Raw genomic sequence first — 18,963 nt, forward strand, 5'->3', positions numbered from 1 at the left:
ATAAAATCGATAGTACGCAGATGCCTACACAATTAGCGTCGCCAGTAGCGGCTTAAACGCGTGAACCAGGGACTGTGCAGATATGTCAGCAGCACAAACAACAGCCATAAGCCGCTTGCCAGCATCGCCAGGCATGGCCGCAAGTCGGTGTCTGCCCAGCGCCAGGCCGTCATCCCTAGGCTGGTTGCCCAGTCAGCGGCTTGCCCGCTGTGCGCAAGCCGCACCGCATGCAAGCCGGTTTCGGTCGCCAGGCGTTGCAGATTACCCGCATCCAGCGCAGATAAATGCGCGTTACTCAGCAAAGCATTGCCCGGTCCATGGCCGCCATTACGGTCATGCTGCCCCTGCTCCATGGCCAGCACCGACAAGGTTTCGGCCATGCCAAAATTGCCAAAGCGCTGCACTTCTTCTTGCTCCCAATAGCCTGCCACGGCATTTCTTTCATCGAGTTTGGGAATCTGGCTGGGGCTCAGCTGCCCCATCCCCACCAGATAACCTTGTACCTGGCCAGGCTGGCCTGCAAACTTGGGCATATAAGTAGGGTTGGCGGGCGGCGCTTGCTGCGCATCGGTAAAAAACATCACGCGCATCTGCTTACCCAGCGCGGGCGTTTGTTCCAGGGCGTTATATAGGCCATGCGCAATAAACGAATCGGCCGCCCAAGCCATACGCCAATCCATGTTGGCGACGGTTTGGTCCAGGGCCGCAAAATGGCTGCACACTTCGACCGGCTTGACCACGTTGACGGTATTGCGCTCGGTAAACAAACCCAAGGCCACGCGTGAGCCACATGGCAATGCCGACAATGCCTGGCGTATGCTTTGTTTGGCCATGTGCAAACGGCTGAGGCTATTAGCTGCCGTCGGATAATCCTGCACATTCATACTTTGCGTAATATCAACCACAAAATACCAGTCATAAACACGGTTAGGCAGCGACCAATGTGGGCGAAACAGGGCGACAGTGAGCAATACACAGACCAGCCACAAACTGCGCCTGCGCCAGACCTGCGCAGTATTCAAACGCCAAGCTTGCATCAAGGCATCCCTCTTGGGTTGCCCGGCATCGCAGGCCAGCCACTCGGCTGCTCTTCAGCTTTGATCTGCTCATCTTCATATTGCTGCGGCCCCGACATGCCATGGGTGGTGGGGGCCAAACGCAGGGCCAGGTGATAGTTGTATTTCGCCTCAGACCAATATGGGTCTATACGCAACGCTTTCTGGTAACTCTCTTTGGCCAAAGCCACCAGCGGCCCGGCCTCATCCCAGGCAGGCAAACCCTGCTGCTCCAGCAAGCGAATCGCGGTGCGCAAATACACATTGCCAGAGTTAAAGTAAGCCTGCTTGCGTAAGGGCTGCGCATCTGGCACCTGGCTAATCACGGCCGCATATTGCGCCAATGCGAGCTCAGGCTTGCGCTGCTGGTCATAAAAGACCGCGTTGGCAAACTGCGCTTGCGGTGTCTGCTGCGCCCCAAGCAAGGACTGTTCTATGAGTTGATGCGGCGCCAAATGATGGCGATACACTGACGACTGATACAGGCTGACGCCCTGCTTTAGCAGCATGACCAGCGCTAACAGTGCCAGCAAAACAGCCCATGGCCAGCCACGGCGCAGCATGGTGGTTAAAGGAATTTTCAGGCTTGCCATTGTTTCAACTCCAGTTGCAGCATCCCCAGCAGCGCGCAGGCCGCCAGCCATGCCAGCCAGTAGGCGTATTGACTTAAATCTTGTCTGGAAACCGGCTGCAGATAGCGCGCAGGCTTGTTTTTGAGCTTAGCGATATCGCGCACGGCAGCTTTCACCGCTTGTGGGTTTTCGGCCTCATACATGCGATAAGGCACATGCAAAGTCTGAAAATACTCATGCAACGCGACTTCAGGGTAGGCATCAATATTTTCGCCTTCGGCCAGGCTTTGCTTGAGACTGACGCCATTTTCAGAGCGCAGGTAAATCCAGTACAAGGCCGCCTGCTGACGCATAAACATGGCGCGTAACATATCCTGTGTTTTGCCATCCAGATGCGCGCCGCCATCCGACACCAGCACAATCGCACGTGCGCCAGTCACAGGCTGATCAGCAAAATAGTCCAGCGCCATGCCGACGCCGCGGGCAACGGCGGTAAAGCCCATGCCACCCGCTTCGGTCGCCTCCAGCGCCGCTTGCACATAAGCGCGGTCATTGCCTAATGGCGCCGCTAAAATGGGCGAAGTGCTAAATGTCACCATGCCCATTAAATCATCCTGCCCTTGTTTGACCAGCGACTTTAAAACATCCCTCGCCACCTGCATTTTTGGTAACCGCGCCTGCGCATCGCCTTTGCTCACAAACGGCTCGTTCATGCTGGCACTGCGGTCGAGCACGATCATCACATGCGCACCTCGGCCAACTTTCTCTACCATTTGTGCATTTAAAAACGGCTTGGCCAGCGCAATGCTTAACGCCAGCATCAACACACTCAAGGTGATTTTCCAAGCCCGCTCCAGCCACACTGACAACGGGTCTTGCGGCAAGCCCTGCAAGGCCGGATGCAACCAATGCGGCTGCCCGCGCAACATCCACGGCAATCCTGCCAACGGCAATAGCAATAAGGGCCAGTGCTGGCTGAGGCCCCAAGCGGTTCCATAGCCGATAACAGAGATAAGGGGCTGCGCCCATGTAAACCACATGCTTACGCCAGCTCCAACTGACTCAACTGCCGGGCTAATTGCCTGAGGGCATCCAGCGTCAGCGTCGTCGTTTGACCGGCAAAAAACGCCTGCTGCACCTCGCTATAAAACGACTGCAAGAGATGTTGATAAGGCAATAGGGCTGGTGTCGCCGAGAACATGCGCGGCAGGTTTTCAGCCGTGACGGCATAGCCAGCAAACTGATCCATGGCACGTACGATCAGACGCATGGCCTGCAACTGTACTGCGGGCTGTGTGGCATCCAGCGTGCGCATCGCCCGCCACGCCTGGCGAAAAGGCATGCGTCGCTCTTGTGGCAGCTGTATCCACCCGGCGACCCAGGCCAGATATGCCAACGCCAGCAGCAACAAGCTCGCCCAGCCTGCCAGTGTCCATAGTTGCGGCGCCAACGGCCAGGCAGGCGGGGCAACATCGGGGTAAAGCTGCACATGGGCGTCATCAATGCGCGAAGGCAACAGGCTGGAGACGATCACCTTATCGGCTGGCACATCTACAATCAACTGTTGCTGACCCTGCTTAAACACCAGATGCAAGGGTTTAAGCGGCATGATTTTAACGCTGTCGCCCGCGACAAAAATTTGCCAGTCAATCGTTAGCCGGATCACGCGCTCCCCGTTGACGTCTTCACTTTGCCAATGCGCGTTTCGCAACTCGATGGCTTCGTTTTGTGCTGGCGCAGGCAAGCTGCCAGCATCGAGTTCAAACCCCAGCGGCAACCTTACTGTGACATGCTGGGTGGCGATGCTGCCTATGGTGTAATCTGCCTCGCGCGTGACACTCTCAACGCGCGCAGTGACAGCCTCTGCCGCCATCGCAGAGGCTAGCCAGCCGCCCCATAACAATGCTGCACTGAATAAAACCCTGCCTGCCACCCTCATGCCATCGTCTCCATCAAATGCCGGCTGACCGCCTCGGCACGCCAGTCTGGCGCCAACCATAAAGGCGCACGTGTGCCAGCGTTAACTAACTGCCGATGCAAGGCCTGTTGCTGTTGTTCTGCATGGGCCTGAATGCGTTGATGCAAGCCACGGCGTAACATCCAGCTGCGCTCGGCACCGCTTTCCATGTCACGCAGCCTGGCCCAGCCAAACGCGGGCAGGTCTTGCACGGCAGCACGGTCGCGCAACACCACCGGCACCACATCGTGTGGTTGGGCCATCTTGAGCGTGCGTTGCAGCAACGAATCTGGCCAGTAAAAATCGGAGATTAAAAATACCAGCGCCCGCTGCGCACCTATGGATTCGATGGCTGCAGGCATCGCACTGGCGCCCTGCCCTTGTTGTTGGCCGTGCACCAAGGCCTGCTGCCAGTAAGCGGCCAATTGCTGTGCCACCTGTTGCGCGGTGCCAGGTTGTACACTGGGCAAACGCAGCAAACTGGCTTGCGCCGTATCATTGGCCGCACGCAAGCCAAATGCATCGCCCTGGCGCGTGACTGACCAGGCCAAAGACGCCACAAACTCGGTGAGTTGCTGACGCATAGTGCTTGCCGAGGGCGCGGCCGTCGACTGAAAGAATAATGAACTTGAAACATCCAGCACGGCATAGACATGAATAGCCGCGCGCTCTAAATAGGTTCTGACCAGCCATTGTTGCGGCACACTGCGCACACTGGCACGGATATCAATGCGTTTGGGGTCAGGGCAGGCCAGTAATGAGGAAAATCCGGCAAAATCAGTGCCATTGCCGTGATGGGCAGTTAAGGTCGCCCCGGCATGATAGGTGTGCGCACGCCAGTGTATGTTGTAAAAAAACTGGCGTGGCTCAAATGCCTGCGGCGGGCTGGCGTCAGCGTGTTGAAGATAGACCATCACATCAGCCTCCATTAAGGCGCAGAGACCTTATCCAGCACCGCTTGCAGCAACAAGGGCGCTAAACGCGCGTGCTGCAGGGCATAAGCGCCATTCAAGAACACACGGTGGCTCACCACAAACGGCCAGACGGCACGGATATCGTCCGGCGTTAAATAATCGCGGCCTTCCAGCCACGCACGGGTGCGGGCGCTACGCATCAACATCGCCATGCCACGCGGGCTGGCACCGCCAGCCAACAGGCGGCTCATGTCGACGTCTGGCAACACAATGCCTGCCGCCAGCGGGTCTTTCAGCACCCGCCACAATTCCACGGCATAGTCCTGTAAAGGCAGCTCGGCGCGCACGGCAGTTTGCACCGCCACTGCCACCGCATTGAGCTGGTCATACGGGGTCAGCCCGGCTGGCAATTCGCCTATCAAGGCGTCCACGTCGTAAAAACGCGTATCAAACATCAGCGCACGTTGCAGCTCACGCGCGTCAGGCGCCTGAATCGAAATTTCCATTAAAAAGCGGTCACGCGCCGCAGCGGGGATTTCAAACGTTTCTTCGCGCTCTAAGCGGTTACGGTCAGCAAACACGGTTAAATGCGGAAAATGATACTCACGGTTAAACGCACTCACCGAGCGCTCAGCCATCAGGCGTAAAAACAAGGCATGGGCTTGTGGTCTGGCGCGGTTGATTTCGTTAAAAAAGAACACAGCCAATGCTTCGTCATGCTGCAATAACGGGCCGGGCTTAACTGCCGCCTGCCCTTGCTCATTGATGTAGGCATGGTAAAGAAAGTCACTCGGCATCAGGTCAATCGCGCCTTCAATGCGCTGGTAGCCGCCGCCCAAAAGTTGCGCTGCCGCGCGCAGCAAGGTGGTTTTACCAACCCCGACATCACCTTCTAGCAGCACGTGGCCACGCGAAAAGATAGCGATTGTCAGTGCTCGCACCTGTGCTGGCATACCGAGGACGACCTGATTTAACGCTTGTTCAAACGCCAGTGCGCGCTGACGCCACCCTGACAACTCTATTTGTTTTTGCATACACGATCCATGATTCAGAATGAAGCAAGCCACTACCGACGGATGACCGTCGACACCGGATTGCCACATCCACAAGGGAAACGAAACTGACACCGGAAACGATGTCAGTTTCCTGGGGGGAATTAAGATTACTTCACGTCAAACACGAAATTGCCGCTGGACTTGGCATTCGCAATACGTTTTGCATTGCGTGCATCCATCGCTTTGATGGACTCCTCTTGCTTGTTAAGCTCAACCGGATCATGTTTTGGGTCATATTTAGAACCCGCAATTTTTTCCGGATAGCCGGGTTTGTTTTCCCAGCAGTTACCTGGCTCTTTACAGTTTTGACCGTCATAAGCCAGAGCCTGATTGGACACTGCAAACACACTGGCCAACGCCAGTAATGTCAGTACGTGTTTCATCACTTTCTCCTTCATCACAAATTAGCTGGTGTATTGTTTTAAATTAACGCGTGGCCCACCAGCCTAACCACCCGAAAATCTGTTGTGCCTAAGCGGCTTAGCCGTGCGGCGCAGCGCCACCGTTTTTCAGGTTTTCTTCGGCCTGATGGCGAATCCAGGCAATCACATGCAGGATTTCATCCACCGTCATCCGGCCTTGTTGCGGGCCCATCATGCCAGCGGCACCGCCATAAATCGTTTCAAAAATACCTTTATCGGTCTCGTTTTTAGGATACGTCCAGTAATCATCCGCCAGCGCCGGGCCTAACTTGCCTTCAGCCAGGTGGCCATGGCAACCAGAGCAGGCGGTTGAGAAAATGGTGTAGCCTTTTTTAACCTCTTCCGGGTTGCCTTTGTACGGGTTTTCACCTGTCGCCATAAAATGCTTGGCTTCAGGCGTAAAGGTTTCGCCTTCCATCGGCGTCAGGTCCAGCACATCTCCCGACAGCGTGCCGCGAAACTCCAGCGCGGGGCCGTCTTTCAATGCAACCTGCACCGGCGCTGGCTTGGCGGCACTATCCGCATTGCCAGCAGATTCATCTTTGGCACAAGCCACCGTCAGAAAAGCCGCCATCACCAGGCCAGAGACGCCCAAGGCTATGGCCAGTTGTGGTTTCATGCGGCGCGATTGCGGTTGTTGAGATTCTTTCAATTCAAACTCCAAACACTTGATTAATTAACAGGAAGCAAGGGGATACCTTCATCCTTGAGGATGGCGGTAATTTCAGCGCCGTTGGCATCAATGACACGATTCAGCGCCTCTAACAGTTCCGGGCGTTGCTTGTTCACCCCCATCACCACGTTGTAGTGCATGGGGATTTTTTCGCCATTGGTTTTTTGTGCGGTGTCATCCACCATCACCATTTTCAGTGGCACGTCAGACGCACGCACATAACGCGCTGCCTCGGGCGCCCACAGCATGGCCATATGCAAATGCATGCTGGCGACGTCATTCACCAGGCGTGAAGGCTCCACGTGGATGTAACGGTTACGCGTCGATTGAAAATTCTGGATTTCGGTGAAGTAGTCAAACATGTCGTCAAAGCGGTTGATTTGCAGCAACATGTTTTTACCCGGGCTGTCCGGCATCACGCCAATACGAAAATTCTTTTCTTTCAGATAGGGGTGATCCCAGGCGGTGACATCAATTTCGCGGTCCTGGCGGGTGATAAACACGTAGCCAGAACGGTAATAAGGTTTGGTGACCAGCACACGCGTGTCATTGGGGTCGGTGCCGATGAGCACATCGCACTTGCCTTCCTCCATATCTTTTTGCAGCGTGAGTGGATTGGTCCACCAGAAATAAGTGACTGGCAAATTTAAGGCTTTGCCAATCACCGTTGCAATCTTGTTTTCAAAGCCTTGTTTCTGGTCGTTAGAAAAAGGCAGCTCGGATTTACCGGCACAAATATTCAAGGTATTGGCCGCCAGTGTTGGCAAGGCAAACACACTGAGCGTCACGGATAAACATAGACTCAACCATGTCAGGTTGGATTTTTTTACTTCAGGAAACATTTGTTCTCTTCTCCGTGCTAGAGGCAGGGTGACCAACCGGCCTGGCGGCTGACGGTCACCCTGATCACTACATCAACAGGTTCACTGTATGGATTACAGGCTGAACACCATCAGGCCACCGCCCATTTGTGTGTGGTTTTGCAGTTCTCTGAACGCACCCACCGCACCCAAACCAGCACTCGGGTCTGTCAGGTCAAACACCAGACCCACGCCAGGCCAGCCGCCAACACCGTACATGCTGCCGATGTATTGCTTGCCTTTAAAGGAGTAAGTCATTGGCGATCCGATACCACCAGATGGCATCTTGAAGTTCCACAGCTCTTTACCGTCTTTGTTATCCAAGGCTTTCAGGTAACCATCCAGCGTTGCATACCAAACCAGGCCACCTTTGGTGTACAAAGTACCGCCCCAAGCCGCGAATTTCTCCCACTTAGTCCATTTAGCTTTACCAGTGGTCAGGTCAAATGCACGAATCTGACCCATTTCTTTCTTGGTTGGGCCGTTCGGGCCAGGGTACATCGCCAGCGTTGCACCAACGAAGAACTGACCGGCACGGTATGGCAGCATGAACGGCTCCCAATCCATACAAATGTGGTTCAGGCCAGCGTACAAGGTGCGGCTTTCTGGATCGTAAGAGTCAACACCCTGGTTGTGGAAGCCCATCGCGGATGGACAAATGTTGGTGCCTTTATGGTCCATACGTGTCGCGAATTCCGGGTCACGGACTGGTGTCCCAGTTTTCAGGTCCACTTTTTTGAACACGTTGACAGCCGGGTCCACTTTTTCAGCCACGATCAGGTTGCCGTTTTCGCGGTTCAGTGTGTACAAGATACCGTTACGGTCGATGTGGCTCAGCAGCGGCGTCATTTTGCCGTTGACTGGTTGATCAGTCAGCACCATCTGGTTCACACCAGCAAAGTCCCACTCATCATGCGGCGTTTTTTGGTAGCCCCATTTCGCCATGCCGGTGTCGAGGTCACGACCCCAGATGGTCATCGTCCACTTGTTGTCGCCAGGACGCATGGTTTCGTTCCATGGGGCCGGGTTACCTGAACCGTAGTAGAACAGGTTCAATTTAGGGTCATAGGCATACCAACCCCAGTTGGTACCGCCACCAATTTTCCAGGCATCGCCTTCCCAGGTTTTAGTCCCCAGGCCGAATTGACCGTAATGTGGGTTTGCACTGTTGAAGTCTTTGGCCAGGCGAACAGAGTCATCAGAACCGGTTGCAAATGCACGCCATTTCAATTCACCTGTTTTCAGGTCAAAGGCGTTCACAGCACCACGTACACCCAGCTCAGCACCTGAACACCCCATCAATACCGTGTCTTTAGCCACAAAAGGCGCTTGTGTCAGTGTTGAACCCACTTTTGGATCACACACTTCTACTTCCCAGTTGATTTTGCCAGTTTTGGCATCCAACGCCAGCAAGTGACCGTTGGCTTGTTTTTTAACAATTTGCCCCGCGCCGTAAGCCAGACCACGGTCAACCACGTCACAGCACATCACGGCTTTGGTGGAAGCATCTTGCTTAGGCTTGTGTTGCCAGACAATCTTGCCTGGATCGTTCAGATTCAGCGCATAAGTATTGTTTGGAAAAGCGGAGTGCACATACATCATGTCACCGATGACCAATGGCGCACCTTCGTGACCATTCAAGACACCCGTTGAAAATGACCAGGCTGCTTTGACGTTTTTAACGTTGGATTTGTTAATTTGTGCCAGCGGACTGTTGTGCTGGCTGTAGTAGCCACCCGTTGCAATTGGCCAAGCACCGGCTGTATTCACCTGCTTGTCCAGGTCTGCATCTGCCATGGCTAAGCCAGAAATACTTGCGAACAAGCCTCCGACCAAAGCGCTCACAATGGCGCTAGATGATGATACTTTCATAGGATCTCCTAATCTTTTGAGAATGCGTTTCACGTGGTGTCGCAGACATCCCCCCGAATGCCAAACTTCACGACCGAAATTGTTAATAATTTGTAACATTCACAATAGATGAAAGATTCCCTTTGATGGATTCAAGAATTCATCCGCGCAAACCAGCCAACAACGGGAATCTTTCACGGGGTGTTCGCGCGAGATGTGGTCTATAGTTGCGCAGTCTTATTAAAGCAGCGCAGGTTTACACACGTCGGCAGCTCTATGGTTGCCGCAACAAAGCTTTCAAGCGTTTGGTCACTTCAGTCATGCATTCTTATCAACGATCTATGCCAGTCATTGCTGCCATTCACAAACTCGGCAAACTCAGCCGGGCCAGTCAGGACACGCTCATTGTGATGACGGGCGTGGTGCTGACCTTTGTCAGCGCGTCTGCATTTGACCTGGCCGAACGTGTCAATGCCTGGCTACTCACCTATGAATATGCGCAGCTGGATGAAGTCCCACTGACCTTGTTTGTGTTTGTGTTATTGAGTGTCTGGTTCAGCCAGCGCCGCATGCGGGAGATTCATCTCGAAATCCAGCACAGAAAACGTACCGAAGCCCAACTGAGCAGTAGCCAGCAACTGTATAAAACATTATTTGATGGCGACCTGACGGGCAATGTTGTGCTGGACGTTGACGGCAATATCGGCATGCACAACCGTGCCTTTGACCGTATCTGCCGCCCATTAGAAGATGACAATAATGCCTGCGCACTGTTTTCATTTGACTGGCCGACCTTTGTTTCGCAACTGCAATATCACCTCGAACTCAACTTCAATAAATTGCAAATCCGCCGACCAGACGGCCTGCCCTGTTATGTCGGTGCCCGTTTTGTCTATGTGCCTGCGGTAGAGCGCAAACCGGCACAAATACATGGTTATTTGGTCGACATGACCGAGCAATGCCTGGTCGAACTCGACCTGGAACGCACCTTGAAAGAAAACCGCGTGCTGGCGCGCCATGCCATGCAGATGCAAGAGCAGGAGCGCAAATACATTGCCAGCGAGATTCATGACGAAACCGGCCAATACCTGACCGCGATCCGCATGGACGCGCTCACGCTGCAAAAGAGCAACCCGGAGCAAGCGCACGTGATTGCCGTCAGAATTGCCTCTAACACCCAGCATGTGCAGCAGTCTATCCGCGCCTTGATCAAGCATTTGCGGCCACCGGCGCTGGATTCGCTGGGCTTGATTGGCGCGGTGGAGCGCCTGGTCAATGACTGGAAAAAACTCAATCCGCAGGTCGATTGCCACCTGGCGCTGGATATCGGCGAACAGACGTTAAACGAAGACACCAACATTGTTGCTTTTAGGGTGGTGCAAGAAGCGCTGACCAATATTGCGCGTCATGCCCAGGCCAGCGAGGTGTGGATAGATATTCATATCATTAAGCGCCACGATAAATCCCTGCTGCAAATTGAAATCCGTGACAACGGCCAAGGCATGGACACCGGGCTAGCCACCGAGGGCGTGGGCCTGGTTGGAATGCGTGAGCGTATAGAATCGCTGCAAGGCAGCTTTAAACTGATGAGTGGTTTACAAGCGGGCACCCTGATTACCGGGCTGCTGCCACTCAATACGAGCAAGCAGGCACGCCCTGCCGCATCCTTATTATCCAACCCGGGAGTAAACGACTATGCAACCCATTAACTGGCTGGGCCTGATCGCATTGATGATGCCACTGGCATTGGCAGCCAAAGACCTGCAAACCGAAGAACAACCCTTTTTGCAAGCCTATAGCGGCCAATCGCGGCAGTTTGTCGAAGAGCAACTGGGCAAACCCGTCAAAAAAGAGGTAGCAGTCAAACCACACAATGCCGACCAGATTTTGCAGCAACAACAGCAAGCGGCCCCGGGCGCAGGCGAGCAGATTGAGATGTGGTATTACCGCGGCAAAATCCAATATGCACCGAACAAGTTTTTTAATACTGCTGAGCTCACCTTTGCTAATGACAAATGCGTGAACATCACCTTTGCAAATAAAAAGTAAGGCGTACGTCATCCATGGCAAAAGTAATGATCGCGGACGACCATGCCATGCTCAGGCAAGGTCTGCGCACCATGCTAGAGCAAGCCAATCACCAGGTTTCAACCGATGCGCTGAGTGGTGAAGAAGCTTGCCTGCTGGTCGAAAAAAACCATCCTGACCTGCTGATTTTAGACCTGGATATGCCCGGCATCGGCGGTCTGGAAACCCTGAAACGCATTTTGCATCGCAAACCACAGATGCGGGTGCTGATTTTTAGCATGCATGATGACTGTATCTACGCCACACGCGCGATTCAGGCTGGCGCACGTGGCTATGTAACCAAAACCGAGCCGCCAGAAGTGGTGCTGGAAGCTGTGCAAAAGATTCTCAAAGGCGGGCGTTACATCAATAACGAGCTGGCACAAAGTCTTTCTATGTACCATCTGGAAAGCCAGGAAAATCCGATCCAGAAACTGTCACCGCGCGAGTTTGAGGTGTTCAGGCGGATTGCCCAGGGCGAAGCGTTGGCGGCCATCGCCAAGGGCATGCATATCGGCTATAAAACCGTGGCCAATATTCAAACCAGCGTGCGGCAAAAACTGGGCGTGGAAACCACCGGCCAGGTTGTCCATATTGCCGTGCGCTTTGGCATTATCAAAGGCCTCTAGCGGCGGAGCCTCGTGTGATTACCATCATCGCCCGCAAAGAACTGCGCAGCCTGTTTGCCACGCCCATGGGCTGGCTGGTGCTGGCCATTTTTCAGGCCATCGTCGGCACCTACTACAGTTTAAGTTTTAACCAGTATTTTGAAATGATGCAGAGTGCGCAATGGCAGGTGCAACGCATCGGCCTGACTCAGTTTATGGCCGAAGGCGTGTTTGGCGTCGCGGCGGTACTCATGCTGTTTGTGGTGCCGCTGGTGAGCATGAAACTGATCAGCGAAGAGCGCAAAAACCAGACCATGGTGCTGCTCATGAGCGCGCCATTGAGCATGAGCGAGTTGGTGCTGGGCAAACTGCTGGGCATCGTCAGTTATCTCAGCGTGCTGATTGTCAGCATGGTAGTCATGATTGCCCTGCTGCTGCCCTGGGCCGAAATTGACCTGCCCTATTTGCTGACCAACGCCTTGGGGCTGTGGTTGCTGGTGGTCGCCAGCAGCGCGCTCGGGCTGTATGTCTCCTGCCTGACAGCTAACCCGATTCTGGCGGCATTTTGTAGCCTGACAGCATTAACCATCTGCCTGTTGCTGGACAAGTTTTTTAGTGATGATCGTCAGGCGCTATTTCACGACCTGTCACTGATGCAACATTACCGCCAATTTGCCCTAGGCATGCTTAACAGTTACGACGTGCTGTTTTTTGTGCTGTTTGCCGTGTTTTTTATATTGCTTTCTATTCGCCGCTTACACGCAGACCGACTCTATGGCTAATACCAACCCTTTACGCAGGCTATCGTTCGCGTTTTCAGCCGCATGGTGGCAGCACCGGCTGGTAGTGCCTGCATTGCTGCTAGTCACGCTCATACTGGGCTGGTGCGCCTGGCAGTTTAGTCTCACGGCGGACACCACCCACAATCACCGAAATACCTTGTCTGCGCCCAGCATACAAGTGCTCAAGCAATTACCTGATCGCATAGAAATCACCGCCTTTTGCAGCAACAGCCCATACAAAGGCCGCTATTTTAGAAAGTCGATCACCGCCCTGATACAGCGCTATCAACACCTGCACCCCAACCTGCAACTGCAATTCGTCGACCCGGCCACGGCACCGACCATGGCACGCGAGTGGCAGATCAAAAAAGAAGGCGAGATGGTCATTCGCTATCGCGATCAACAGCAACATCTGTATTTGCCTTACACAGAAGAAGCGTTGACCAATGTGCTACTGCAACTACAACACGGGTCGCGTGCCCCGCTACTATTTGCCAACGGCAATGGTGAGTCCGCTCTGCAAGACACCACCAGCCAGGGTGCCAGCCAACTGGGACAAGCGCTGCAAGCGGCAGGCATACGCATATCGAGCAGCGCTTCAATCTCAAGCTTGTCCGGCAAACAGGCATCATTAGCCACCTTAGTCCTCGCTGGGGCCACCCAGCCATATACCGCAGCACAAGGCGCAGCCATTCAAGCCCATCTCCAGCAAGGCGGCAATCTGGTGTGGCTAGTCGATCGCCCGCAGCAGCAAGGCCTGGACACGTTGGCAACACAACTCGGGCTCACCATCAGCCAAGGGATGATTATTGACCCGGTCAATCGTCAGTTTGAGATTCCCCTGCACACCTTAAGTACACAACGCTACGCCGCACATGGCCCGACGCAGGACTTTGCCCTGCGCACGTTTTTTGACAACGCGCATGCCATTCAACGGCCACGTCAAGCGGGCGACCCATGGCGGGTACTGCCGCTGGTCGCCGTGGCTGAACATGGCTGGGTCAGCGCCAGCTACCAGCCTGCGCACCCGGTCACTTTGCCGGTGTTTAACCCGCAAACCGACACTCAAGGCCCAGCCACCGTCATGCTGGCCTTAGAAAAAGACCGTGCCAGCGGTGAACGGCAACGTATTGTCATCATCGGCAGTCAGCAGTTTTTTACCAATGCGCAGTTACAGCGTGGCGGCAATCTGGCCCTGACCATGCAAAGCCTGCAATGGGTGGTCAATAACCAGCCCAGCGTCAGCTTGCCTGTGAGCCCGCTACGCGACAGCGTGATAGCCCTGCCTACCACGCAAACCTGGTTGATGGTGTTGTTTAACAGCTTTCAGTTTGGCCTGCCAGCCCTGCTGTTATGGGCAGGCTGGCTACGTTGGCGTAGAAAGCTACGTGATTAGTTTCTTTTTAAATCGATCTTTTTTATCGTCATTAGCGCAGACATAGGACAATAAAAAACCCCGGCAAGCCGGGGTTTTTATCAAGGTTGCTGGCTGAATTACAAACCAGACAAGCCTTTTTCAATCGCTTGATTATGATGCGCTGGCGGCTCAGTGGTTTCAGACACTGGCGAAGCCACCGCTGACTCCGGGTTGGCCTCAGCTGGGGCAGCAGGCACGGCTGGCGCCGTTGGCGCGTTGCTATCCAGGGTCAGTTTTGAAAAGTCACCATAGAACTCAACTTTGGCGTCTTTACGCAAAGCAGCCACTTCATTCTTAATCACCGTTTGCTGATTAGAATTGACCAGGAACTGCTGGATCACCGGTTTAGCTTTTTCCAGGTCCACCGGTTGGCGGTCGACTTTGGCCAGGAATAACAGCACCAGCGCTTGTGGGCTTTTCACCACCAGCGTATCGCCTGCTTTCAAGGTGTTCAGCTTTTTCAGTAGCTCTAAAGGCAATTGCTCTGCGGCTTTGCGGCTGGCATTGGCACTAAAAATGTAGTTATTGTCTTTTAACCACTTGGCCAGATCATCGGCTGTTTTTGCCGCATTAATGCCTGCTTCGATCTCGCTGGCGTGCTCATTGCCATCCTTGACCGCAAATTCCTGAATCACGTACACGTTACGCTCGCTGAATAACTCAGGATGGGTGTCGTAAAACTTTTTGATGTCATCGGCAGAGGGCGCTGCCTGTTTGGCCGCCACTTTTTGCATGTAAGCCTGGGCCAACACCTGCTGCTTGGTGGCTTCCAGTACTTGCAAGACATTTGGATCACGATCCAGTTTTTCATCGACAGACTTCTGCTTGAGCAGCTCCATATCGACCATTTGCTGCAACACTTTTTCAGAGGCAGCCTTGATTTGTGTCTGATCCAGCTTGCCCAGTTTGGACAAGGCAAAATTCAATTGATGCACGGTAATTTCACTGCCATTCACCTTGGCCACGACTTGTGAACCGGCTTTGGCCGCATCATCATGTTTACTACATCCGGCCATCACTAACATCAGTGCAGGCACCATTAATACAATTTTTTTCATCATCACCCTTTAAATATTTTGGTATTTTTGTGTTTTATTGCGACGGTACGCTAGGTTCATTACGGCTGACCTTGGACGAGTCTTGAGCACGTATTGCTCCAATATTCAAAACACATGCTAACACACTCTGCTTACCAGTACTGCCAGTGACCGCCATACACCACCCATAGCCCAAGCACGGCATTGGTCGTCACGTGAGCCAATATTGACACCCAGAGCACCTGAAATCGACGGTATAACCAGGCATATACCAGTCCGGCCAACAACCCGGCTAACCAGAGCTGATGTTCCATTGCAAATAATACGCTACTTACAGTAATTGCATAAGCCGTCACCTTCGCAGGCAGCACAGACATAAAGTCCGCACTATCCAGCCTGCGCATGACATAAGAGCGCCAGAATAGCTCCTCGATCACTGGCACCACCAATGCCGAGCCACTCCAGCGGCAGATTAACCAGAAAATATCCGCACCACTTTGCATGGGCATGGCCATCGCATGACTCACCTCGTGCCCGCCCAGCCAGCTGGGATAAGGCGCAATCCAGAGTACAAAGACCAGCCAGCCAGCCAGCAAAGCCATCAGCGCCTGATTAAAAGAGGGAGCGATACACAACTCGCGATAGTCGCGACGGAAATACAGCAACAGCAACAGGGCGCAGACAGTGCGCAATAAATAGGTCGGCTCTGGGCCGATGCCTAGCCAGCCCAAGCCTGCGGCAAGCCACGGCTCTACCGCCAGCAATAAGATAAACCCGGCAAACGGGTAAATGCGGGCATATTCATGCCGGGTAAACCAGGAGTCCAGTTGCGCAGTCATCACACCAGTCTATTATCAAAGGCCTGCCACTGGCAAACACGCTCAGGGCGCAGCTATTGTATCAACTTTATTTTCCAGAAGTTGTGTCTGCTTGGCCTGTAAAATATTTTCCAGTTCTACCCGCTTGAGCTGAAAAAACGGCTCTGCGCGCATCAAGCGCTGATAAGCGCTGGCATCCGCGTATAAATTCACCAGATCATGACCATAGCTATATAAGCGGCTGTTTTTTTCTTCGCAAGATAATAATTGCTGATGCTCGGCACTGACTTTAGCCAGTAAGCCTTTGCGCTGGCTGTCATTGGTCACCAGGTCAGCTTTGGCCACTTTGAGTTGCTGCTCGATGGCTTCCAGCTTTTGTGACTGCTCGGCCAGTTGTGCCTGCAATTGCGCTAGCTGCGCTGAGAGCGTGGTTTTCTCCTGTCCCAGCTTCTGGTTATCCGACTGTAACTGCTGGTTGCGCCTGACCTCGCCCTGCCATTTAGCCGAATGCGTTTTTTGCGCGCTCTGTGCTTGGTCCAGCGCTTGCGACAAGCCTTTTTTCTCCTGCTCAAACTGGGTTTGCAACGCCGACTTTTCCGCTTCCAGGTCCTGCTTCATTTTTTGCATTAATATCGCTGCGCGTTTGGCCGCCTTGTCCTGTTTGTCGGCAGCCATCACATTGCAATGCACACCTAGCAACAGGATACCCATCATGATCACAAGATTCCGTTTCATCACGCCTCCTAGAATCGAGCATTCAAATCTAATAGCAGCACATCGACTGAGAAAGGCAAACCGCTAATCGAATCTGCACTCATGTAGCGACCGCTGATCCAGGCATTTTTATCAATGGCATAGTTACCATATACGTACCAGCCTTTGGCATTGGTGCCACCTAGCCTGAAATTGGAGTCCGTAAAGCCGTCCATCACAGCATCTGCTTCCAGGCGTTTATAGCCCAGAGAGACTTGCCATTCACGTGGCATCACGTTTTGTACATATGGGCCCATAAAGCTGTTGTTACCGACGTCCAGCCTGAAGTTATACCCCTCATTTTCCTTTTTATAGAGATTGCCCGTGCGCTTGAGAATTTCTTGCTGATCAAAGCCGATATTGCGAACATAGTCACCAGTGAAGGTCACATGCACCGGATCAAAATTCATCAAATCTACCTGCGCCATCAGGTTGACCAGTTCGAACTTGGAAGCCAGGCCAATAATGGTTGTACCCCCATTGAACTCGTTAATATCAAAGGTGTTATTCCCGCGCTGACGCCAGATTGGGGCGGTCGCATCGTAATAATTCTCACCGGTCACCGGGTTAGGTCTACCTTCAACATTGGTGAAATCATGGTAGGCCACTGCAACCTTGGCAGAGGACTTGTTATCCGCAGTCCACTTCAAGCCGGTTTGTGCTGAATACAACCATTTGTCTTTTGCCTTATTGATTGAAGAAGACTCGACCTCTTCAATCGGGAATGCGCCCACCGTGGTGAATGAGGACCAATGCGCATTGATTTTTGGTGTAAATGTTGCGGCAAAACCATCAAATGCCAGGTCAGGATCCCACAACATATCAGTGTACATAAACGGGTTAGCGAAACGGCCACCCGTGACTGTGGCCCAATCGGTCAGCTTGGCCTGTAAGAAGGCACGATCCAGTGTAAACAAGTATTTACCCTGCGCAATCCCTTCGGTCTGGTTAGGTGTGACTGGCGTGTTTTGCTGGCCGGTGACAAATTGCAAGCCACCCGTCAACCAGTCGTTAATATGCACATCCGCCGCCAAGCGCGCACGTATCCTGGAACGGCGGCGCTCTTCACTGGAGTTATTCAGGTTCATGGCTCGTGTTGGGTCATCACTCAAGGCCTGGAAGTCAGCATTATCGCCAGGGAACTCATCGGCCTGGCCACGCAAGCGGATATCGCCATGGAAACTGATACGATCTATCCACTCAGGTACGCCAAGGCGCTCGCCTGCTTTATAGTTGAGCTTCTCCATCACGTCATGCTCAATTTCCTCACGCATGGCCTGCTTAACGTGTTGCGGAATGTATTGCACACGCACCGTTTTTTCATCCATGGCTTTGTTCACTTCTGCCTTCACGTCGTCTTGCAAATCAGCTTGCTGCGTGTGCGCTTTCGCACCGGCGCTTGCTTGTTGTAACAAGGCATCGGCTTTTTGCTTGGAGAGCACGCCTTCTTGCACCAGAAGTTCAATCAGATTGGTAGTCGTGGCACGCAGTTGCTCCAGCGACTCACGCTCTCCGGCCTGAATGTTGCCCGAAGCCAGGAGTGGCAATAGCCATACTGCCAGCGCTGTTTTTTTTAATGATGGTTTGAGAGTCTGCATATCCTCACTCACAGTGTTATGGTTTTTCACATTGATGATGTGTATTAATCAATTAGCCCATTTTCTTGGCCGAAATCCGCAAGCGAATAGGCATAGGCATGTTTTCAGGCGGCGCTTCTTGCATCGCCGGTAAATCATTCAAGGCTTCCCGTATGCCTTGCTCAATCTCAGGCGTGCTATCCGATTGCTCAACCGACAACCGTTCAAACTGCCCGTTAGGTTTCAACCAGACGCTGACGATGATTTTGTATTGGCCCTGCGTCAGCTTCTTGTCACGTTCAATCGCATGCTCAATCTGTGACTTCACCAGCCCCGCATACCAGCGAAACTTGACGCCGCCATCCGAACCGATGGTAGCGACGGCACCGCCCTTGTATTCGTTATTGACTGCTCCGGCCTGAAACGGGCTGGGCCCATCCCCGGCAGGACCTTCCATCTTTAGGTTCTCGGCAGGTGGCGCCTCTGCTGGCTTGGGTTCAGGTGCCTTGATCTCCTTAGGCTGATCCTTTGGTGTCTCCTTAGGC

At 53.4% G+C, this 18,963-nt stretch carries 20 protein-coding genes; 5 read left to right on the top strand and 15 right to left on the bottom strand.

All coding sequences use genetic code 11. From position 1 onward, the window contains the following. Positions 1-32: 32 nt before the first annotated feature. From E6Q52_RS06950 to E6Q52_RS06995, 10 genes are all read right to left on the bottom strand, one after another. Positions 33-1,037, bottom strand: a complete 1,005-nt coding sequence (locus E6Q52_RS06950; RefSeq protein ID WP_292820307.1) for a vWA domain-containing protein — start codon at positions 1,035-1,037, stop codon at positions 33-35. Beyond that, the gene (locus tag E6Q52_RS06955) at positions 1,037-1,648 is read right to left on the bottom strand and encodes a hypothetical protein (protein WP_292820310.1); all 612 of its coding nucleotides are present in this window, start codon (positions 1,646-1,648) and stop codon (positions 1,037-1,039) included. Before E6Q52_RS06955 ends, E6Q52_RS06950 begins: the two co-directional genes overlap by 1 nt. Continuing rightward, the gene (locus E6Q52_RS06960; RefSeq protein WP_292820313.1) at positions 1,636-2,667 is read right to left on the bottom strand and encodes a vWA domain-containing protein; all 1,032 of its coding nucleotides are present in this window, start codon (positions 2,665-2,667) and stop codon (positions 1,636-1,638) included. Before E6Q52_RS06960 ends, E6Q52_RS06955 begins: the two co-directional genes overlap by 13 nt. Before the next feature lie 2 nt (positions 2,668-2,669). Further along, entirely contained in the window at positions 2,670-3,566 is an 897-nt protein-coding gene (locus tag E6Q52_RS06965; protein WP_292820315.1) for a hypothetical protein, read from the bottom strand. Beyond that, entirely contained in the window at positions 3,563-4,498 is a 936-nt protein-coding gene (locus E6Q52_RS06970) for a hypothetical protein (protein WP_292820361.1), read from the bottom strand. The genes E6Q52_RS06965 and E6Q52_RS06970 overlap by 4 nt, the downstream gene beginning before the upstream one ends. A 14-nt stretch (positions 4,499-4,512) precedes the next feature. Further along, on the bottom strand, positions 4,513-5,532 hold the full coding sequence (locus E6Q52_RS06975) for a MoxR family ATPase (protein WP_292820317.1): 1,020 nt from the start codon (positions 5,530-5,532) through the stop codon (positions 4,513-4,515). A gap of 128 nt (positions 5,533-5,660) precedes the next feature. Beyond that, the gene (locus E6Q52_RS06980) at positions 5,661-5,936 is read right to left on the bottom strand and encodes a methanol dehydrogenase [cytochrome c] subunit (protein ID WP_292820320.1); all 276 of its coding nucleotides are present in this window, start codon (positions 5,934-5,936) and stop codon (positions 5,661-5,663) included. Between the two features lie 97 nt (positions 5,937-6,033). After that, complete coding sequence (gene moxG, locus E6Q52_RS06985; protein WP_292820323.1) at positions 6,034-6,627, bottom strand: cytochrome c(L), periplasmic; 594 nt, start codon at positions 6,625-6,627, stop codon at positions 6,034-6,036. Positions 6,628-6,647: 20 nt separating this feature from the next. Beyond that, positions 6,648-7,490, bottom strand: coding sequence for a methanol oxidation system protein MoxJ (gene moxJ / locus E6Q52_RS06990; protein ID WP_292820326.1), 843 nt, complete (start codon positions 7,488-7,490; stop codon positions 6,648-6,650). 93 nt (positions 7,491-7,583) lie between these two features. Beyond that, complete coding sequence (locus E6Q52_RS06995; RefSeq protein ID WP_292820329.1) at positions 7,584-9,380, bottom strand: methanol/ethanol family PQQ-dependent dehydrogenase; 1,797 nt, start codon at positions 9,378-9,380, stop codon at positions 7,584-7,586. 320 nt (positions 9,381-9,700) lie between these two features. Here E6Q52_RS06995 and E6Q52_RS07000 point away from each other — a divergent pair, with 320 nt between their 5' ends. Genes E6Q52_RS07000 through E6Q52_RS07020 form a run of 5 tightly spaced genes read left to right on the top strand, consistent with a single transcriptional unit; the run spans position 9,701 to position 14,212 of the window. Next, positions 9,701-11,068 carry a sensor histidine kinase gene (locus E6Q52_RS07000; protein WP_292820332.1) on the top strand — a complete coding sequence of 456 codons (1,368 nt, stop codon included), beginning with the start codon at positions 9,701-9,703 and terminating at the stop codon, positions 11,066-11,068. Further along, on the top strand, positions 11,055-11,408 hold the full coding sequence (locus E6Q52_RS07005; RefSeq protein ID WP_292820334.1) for a hypothetical protein: 354 nt from the start codon (positions 11,055-11,057) through the stop codon (positions 11,406-11,408). The genes E6Q52_RS07000 and E6Q52_RS07005 overlap by 14 nt, the downstream gene beginning before the upstream one ends. Positions 11,409-11,422: 14 nt before the next feature. After that, entirely contained in the window at positions 11,423-12,055 is a 633-nt protein-coding gene (locus tag E6Q52_RS07010; protein WP_292820336.1) for a response regulator transcription factor, read from the top strand. A gap of 14 nt (positions 12,056-12,069) precedes the next feature. Then, the gene (locus E6Q52_RS07015; protein ID WP_292820338.1) at positions 12,070-12,816 is read left to right on the top strand and encodes an ABC transporter permease; all 747 of its coding nucleotides are present in this window, start codon (positions 12,070-12,072) and stop codon (positions 12,814-12,816) included. Then, positions 12,809-14,212 (top strand): DUF4350 domain-containing protein, encoded by a 1,404-nt coding sequence (locus E6Q52_RS07020; RefSeq protein WP_292820340.1) that lies wholly within the window; start codon positions 12,809-12,811, stop codon positions 14,210-14,212. Before E6Q52_RS07015 ends, E6Q52_RS07020 begins: the two co-directional genes overlap by 8 nt. Before the next feature lie 98 nt (positions 14,213-14,310). Here the strand turns inward: E6Q52_RS07020 and E6Q52_RS07025 are convergent, their stop codons facing one another. From E6Q52_RS07025 to E6Q52_RS07045, 5 genes are all read right to left on the bottom strand, one after another. Continuing rightward, positions 14,311-15,291, bottom strand: a complete 981-nt coding sequence (locus E6Q52_RS07025) for an EpsD family peptidyl-prolyl cis-trans isomerase (protein ID WP_292820343.1) — start codon at positions 15,289-15,291, stop codon at positions 14,311-14,313. Between the two features lie 131 nt (positions 15,292-15,422). Continuing rightward, a complete protein-coding gene (locus tag E6Q52_RS07030) occupies positions 15,423-16,109 on the bottom strand; it encodes a CAAX prenyl protease-related protein (protein ID WP_292820346.1) in 687 nt (228 codons plus the stop codon). Positions 16,110-16,151: 42 nt separating this feature from the next. Further along, complete coding sequence (locus tag E6Q52_RS07035; RefSeq protein WP_292820349.1) at positions 16,152-16,823, bottom strand: hypothetical protein; 672 nt, start codon at positions 16,821-16,823, stop codon at positions 16,152-16,154. Positions 16,824-16,831: 8 nt separating this feature from the next. Then, on the bottom strand, positions 16,832-18,439 hold the full coding sequence (locus tag E6Q52_RS07040; RefSeq protein ID WP_292820352.1) for a putative porin: 1,608 nt from the start codon (positions 18,437-18,439) through the stop codon (positions 16,832-16,834). Positions 18,440-18,491: 52 nt separating this feature from the next. After that, positions 18,492-18,963, bottom strand: a 472-nt coding sequence (locus E6Q52_RS07045; RefSeq protein ID WP_292820355.1) for a TonB C-terminal domain-containing protein, incomplete at its 5' end; no start/stop codon positions are given.

This window comes from Methylophilus sp. (assembly GCF_008015755.1).
GTDB lineage: Bacteria > Pseudomonadota > Gammaproteobacteria > Burkholderiales > Methylophilaceae > Methylophilus.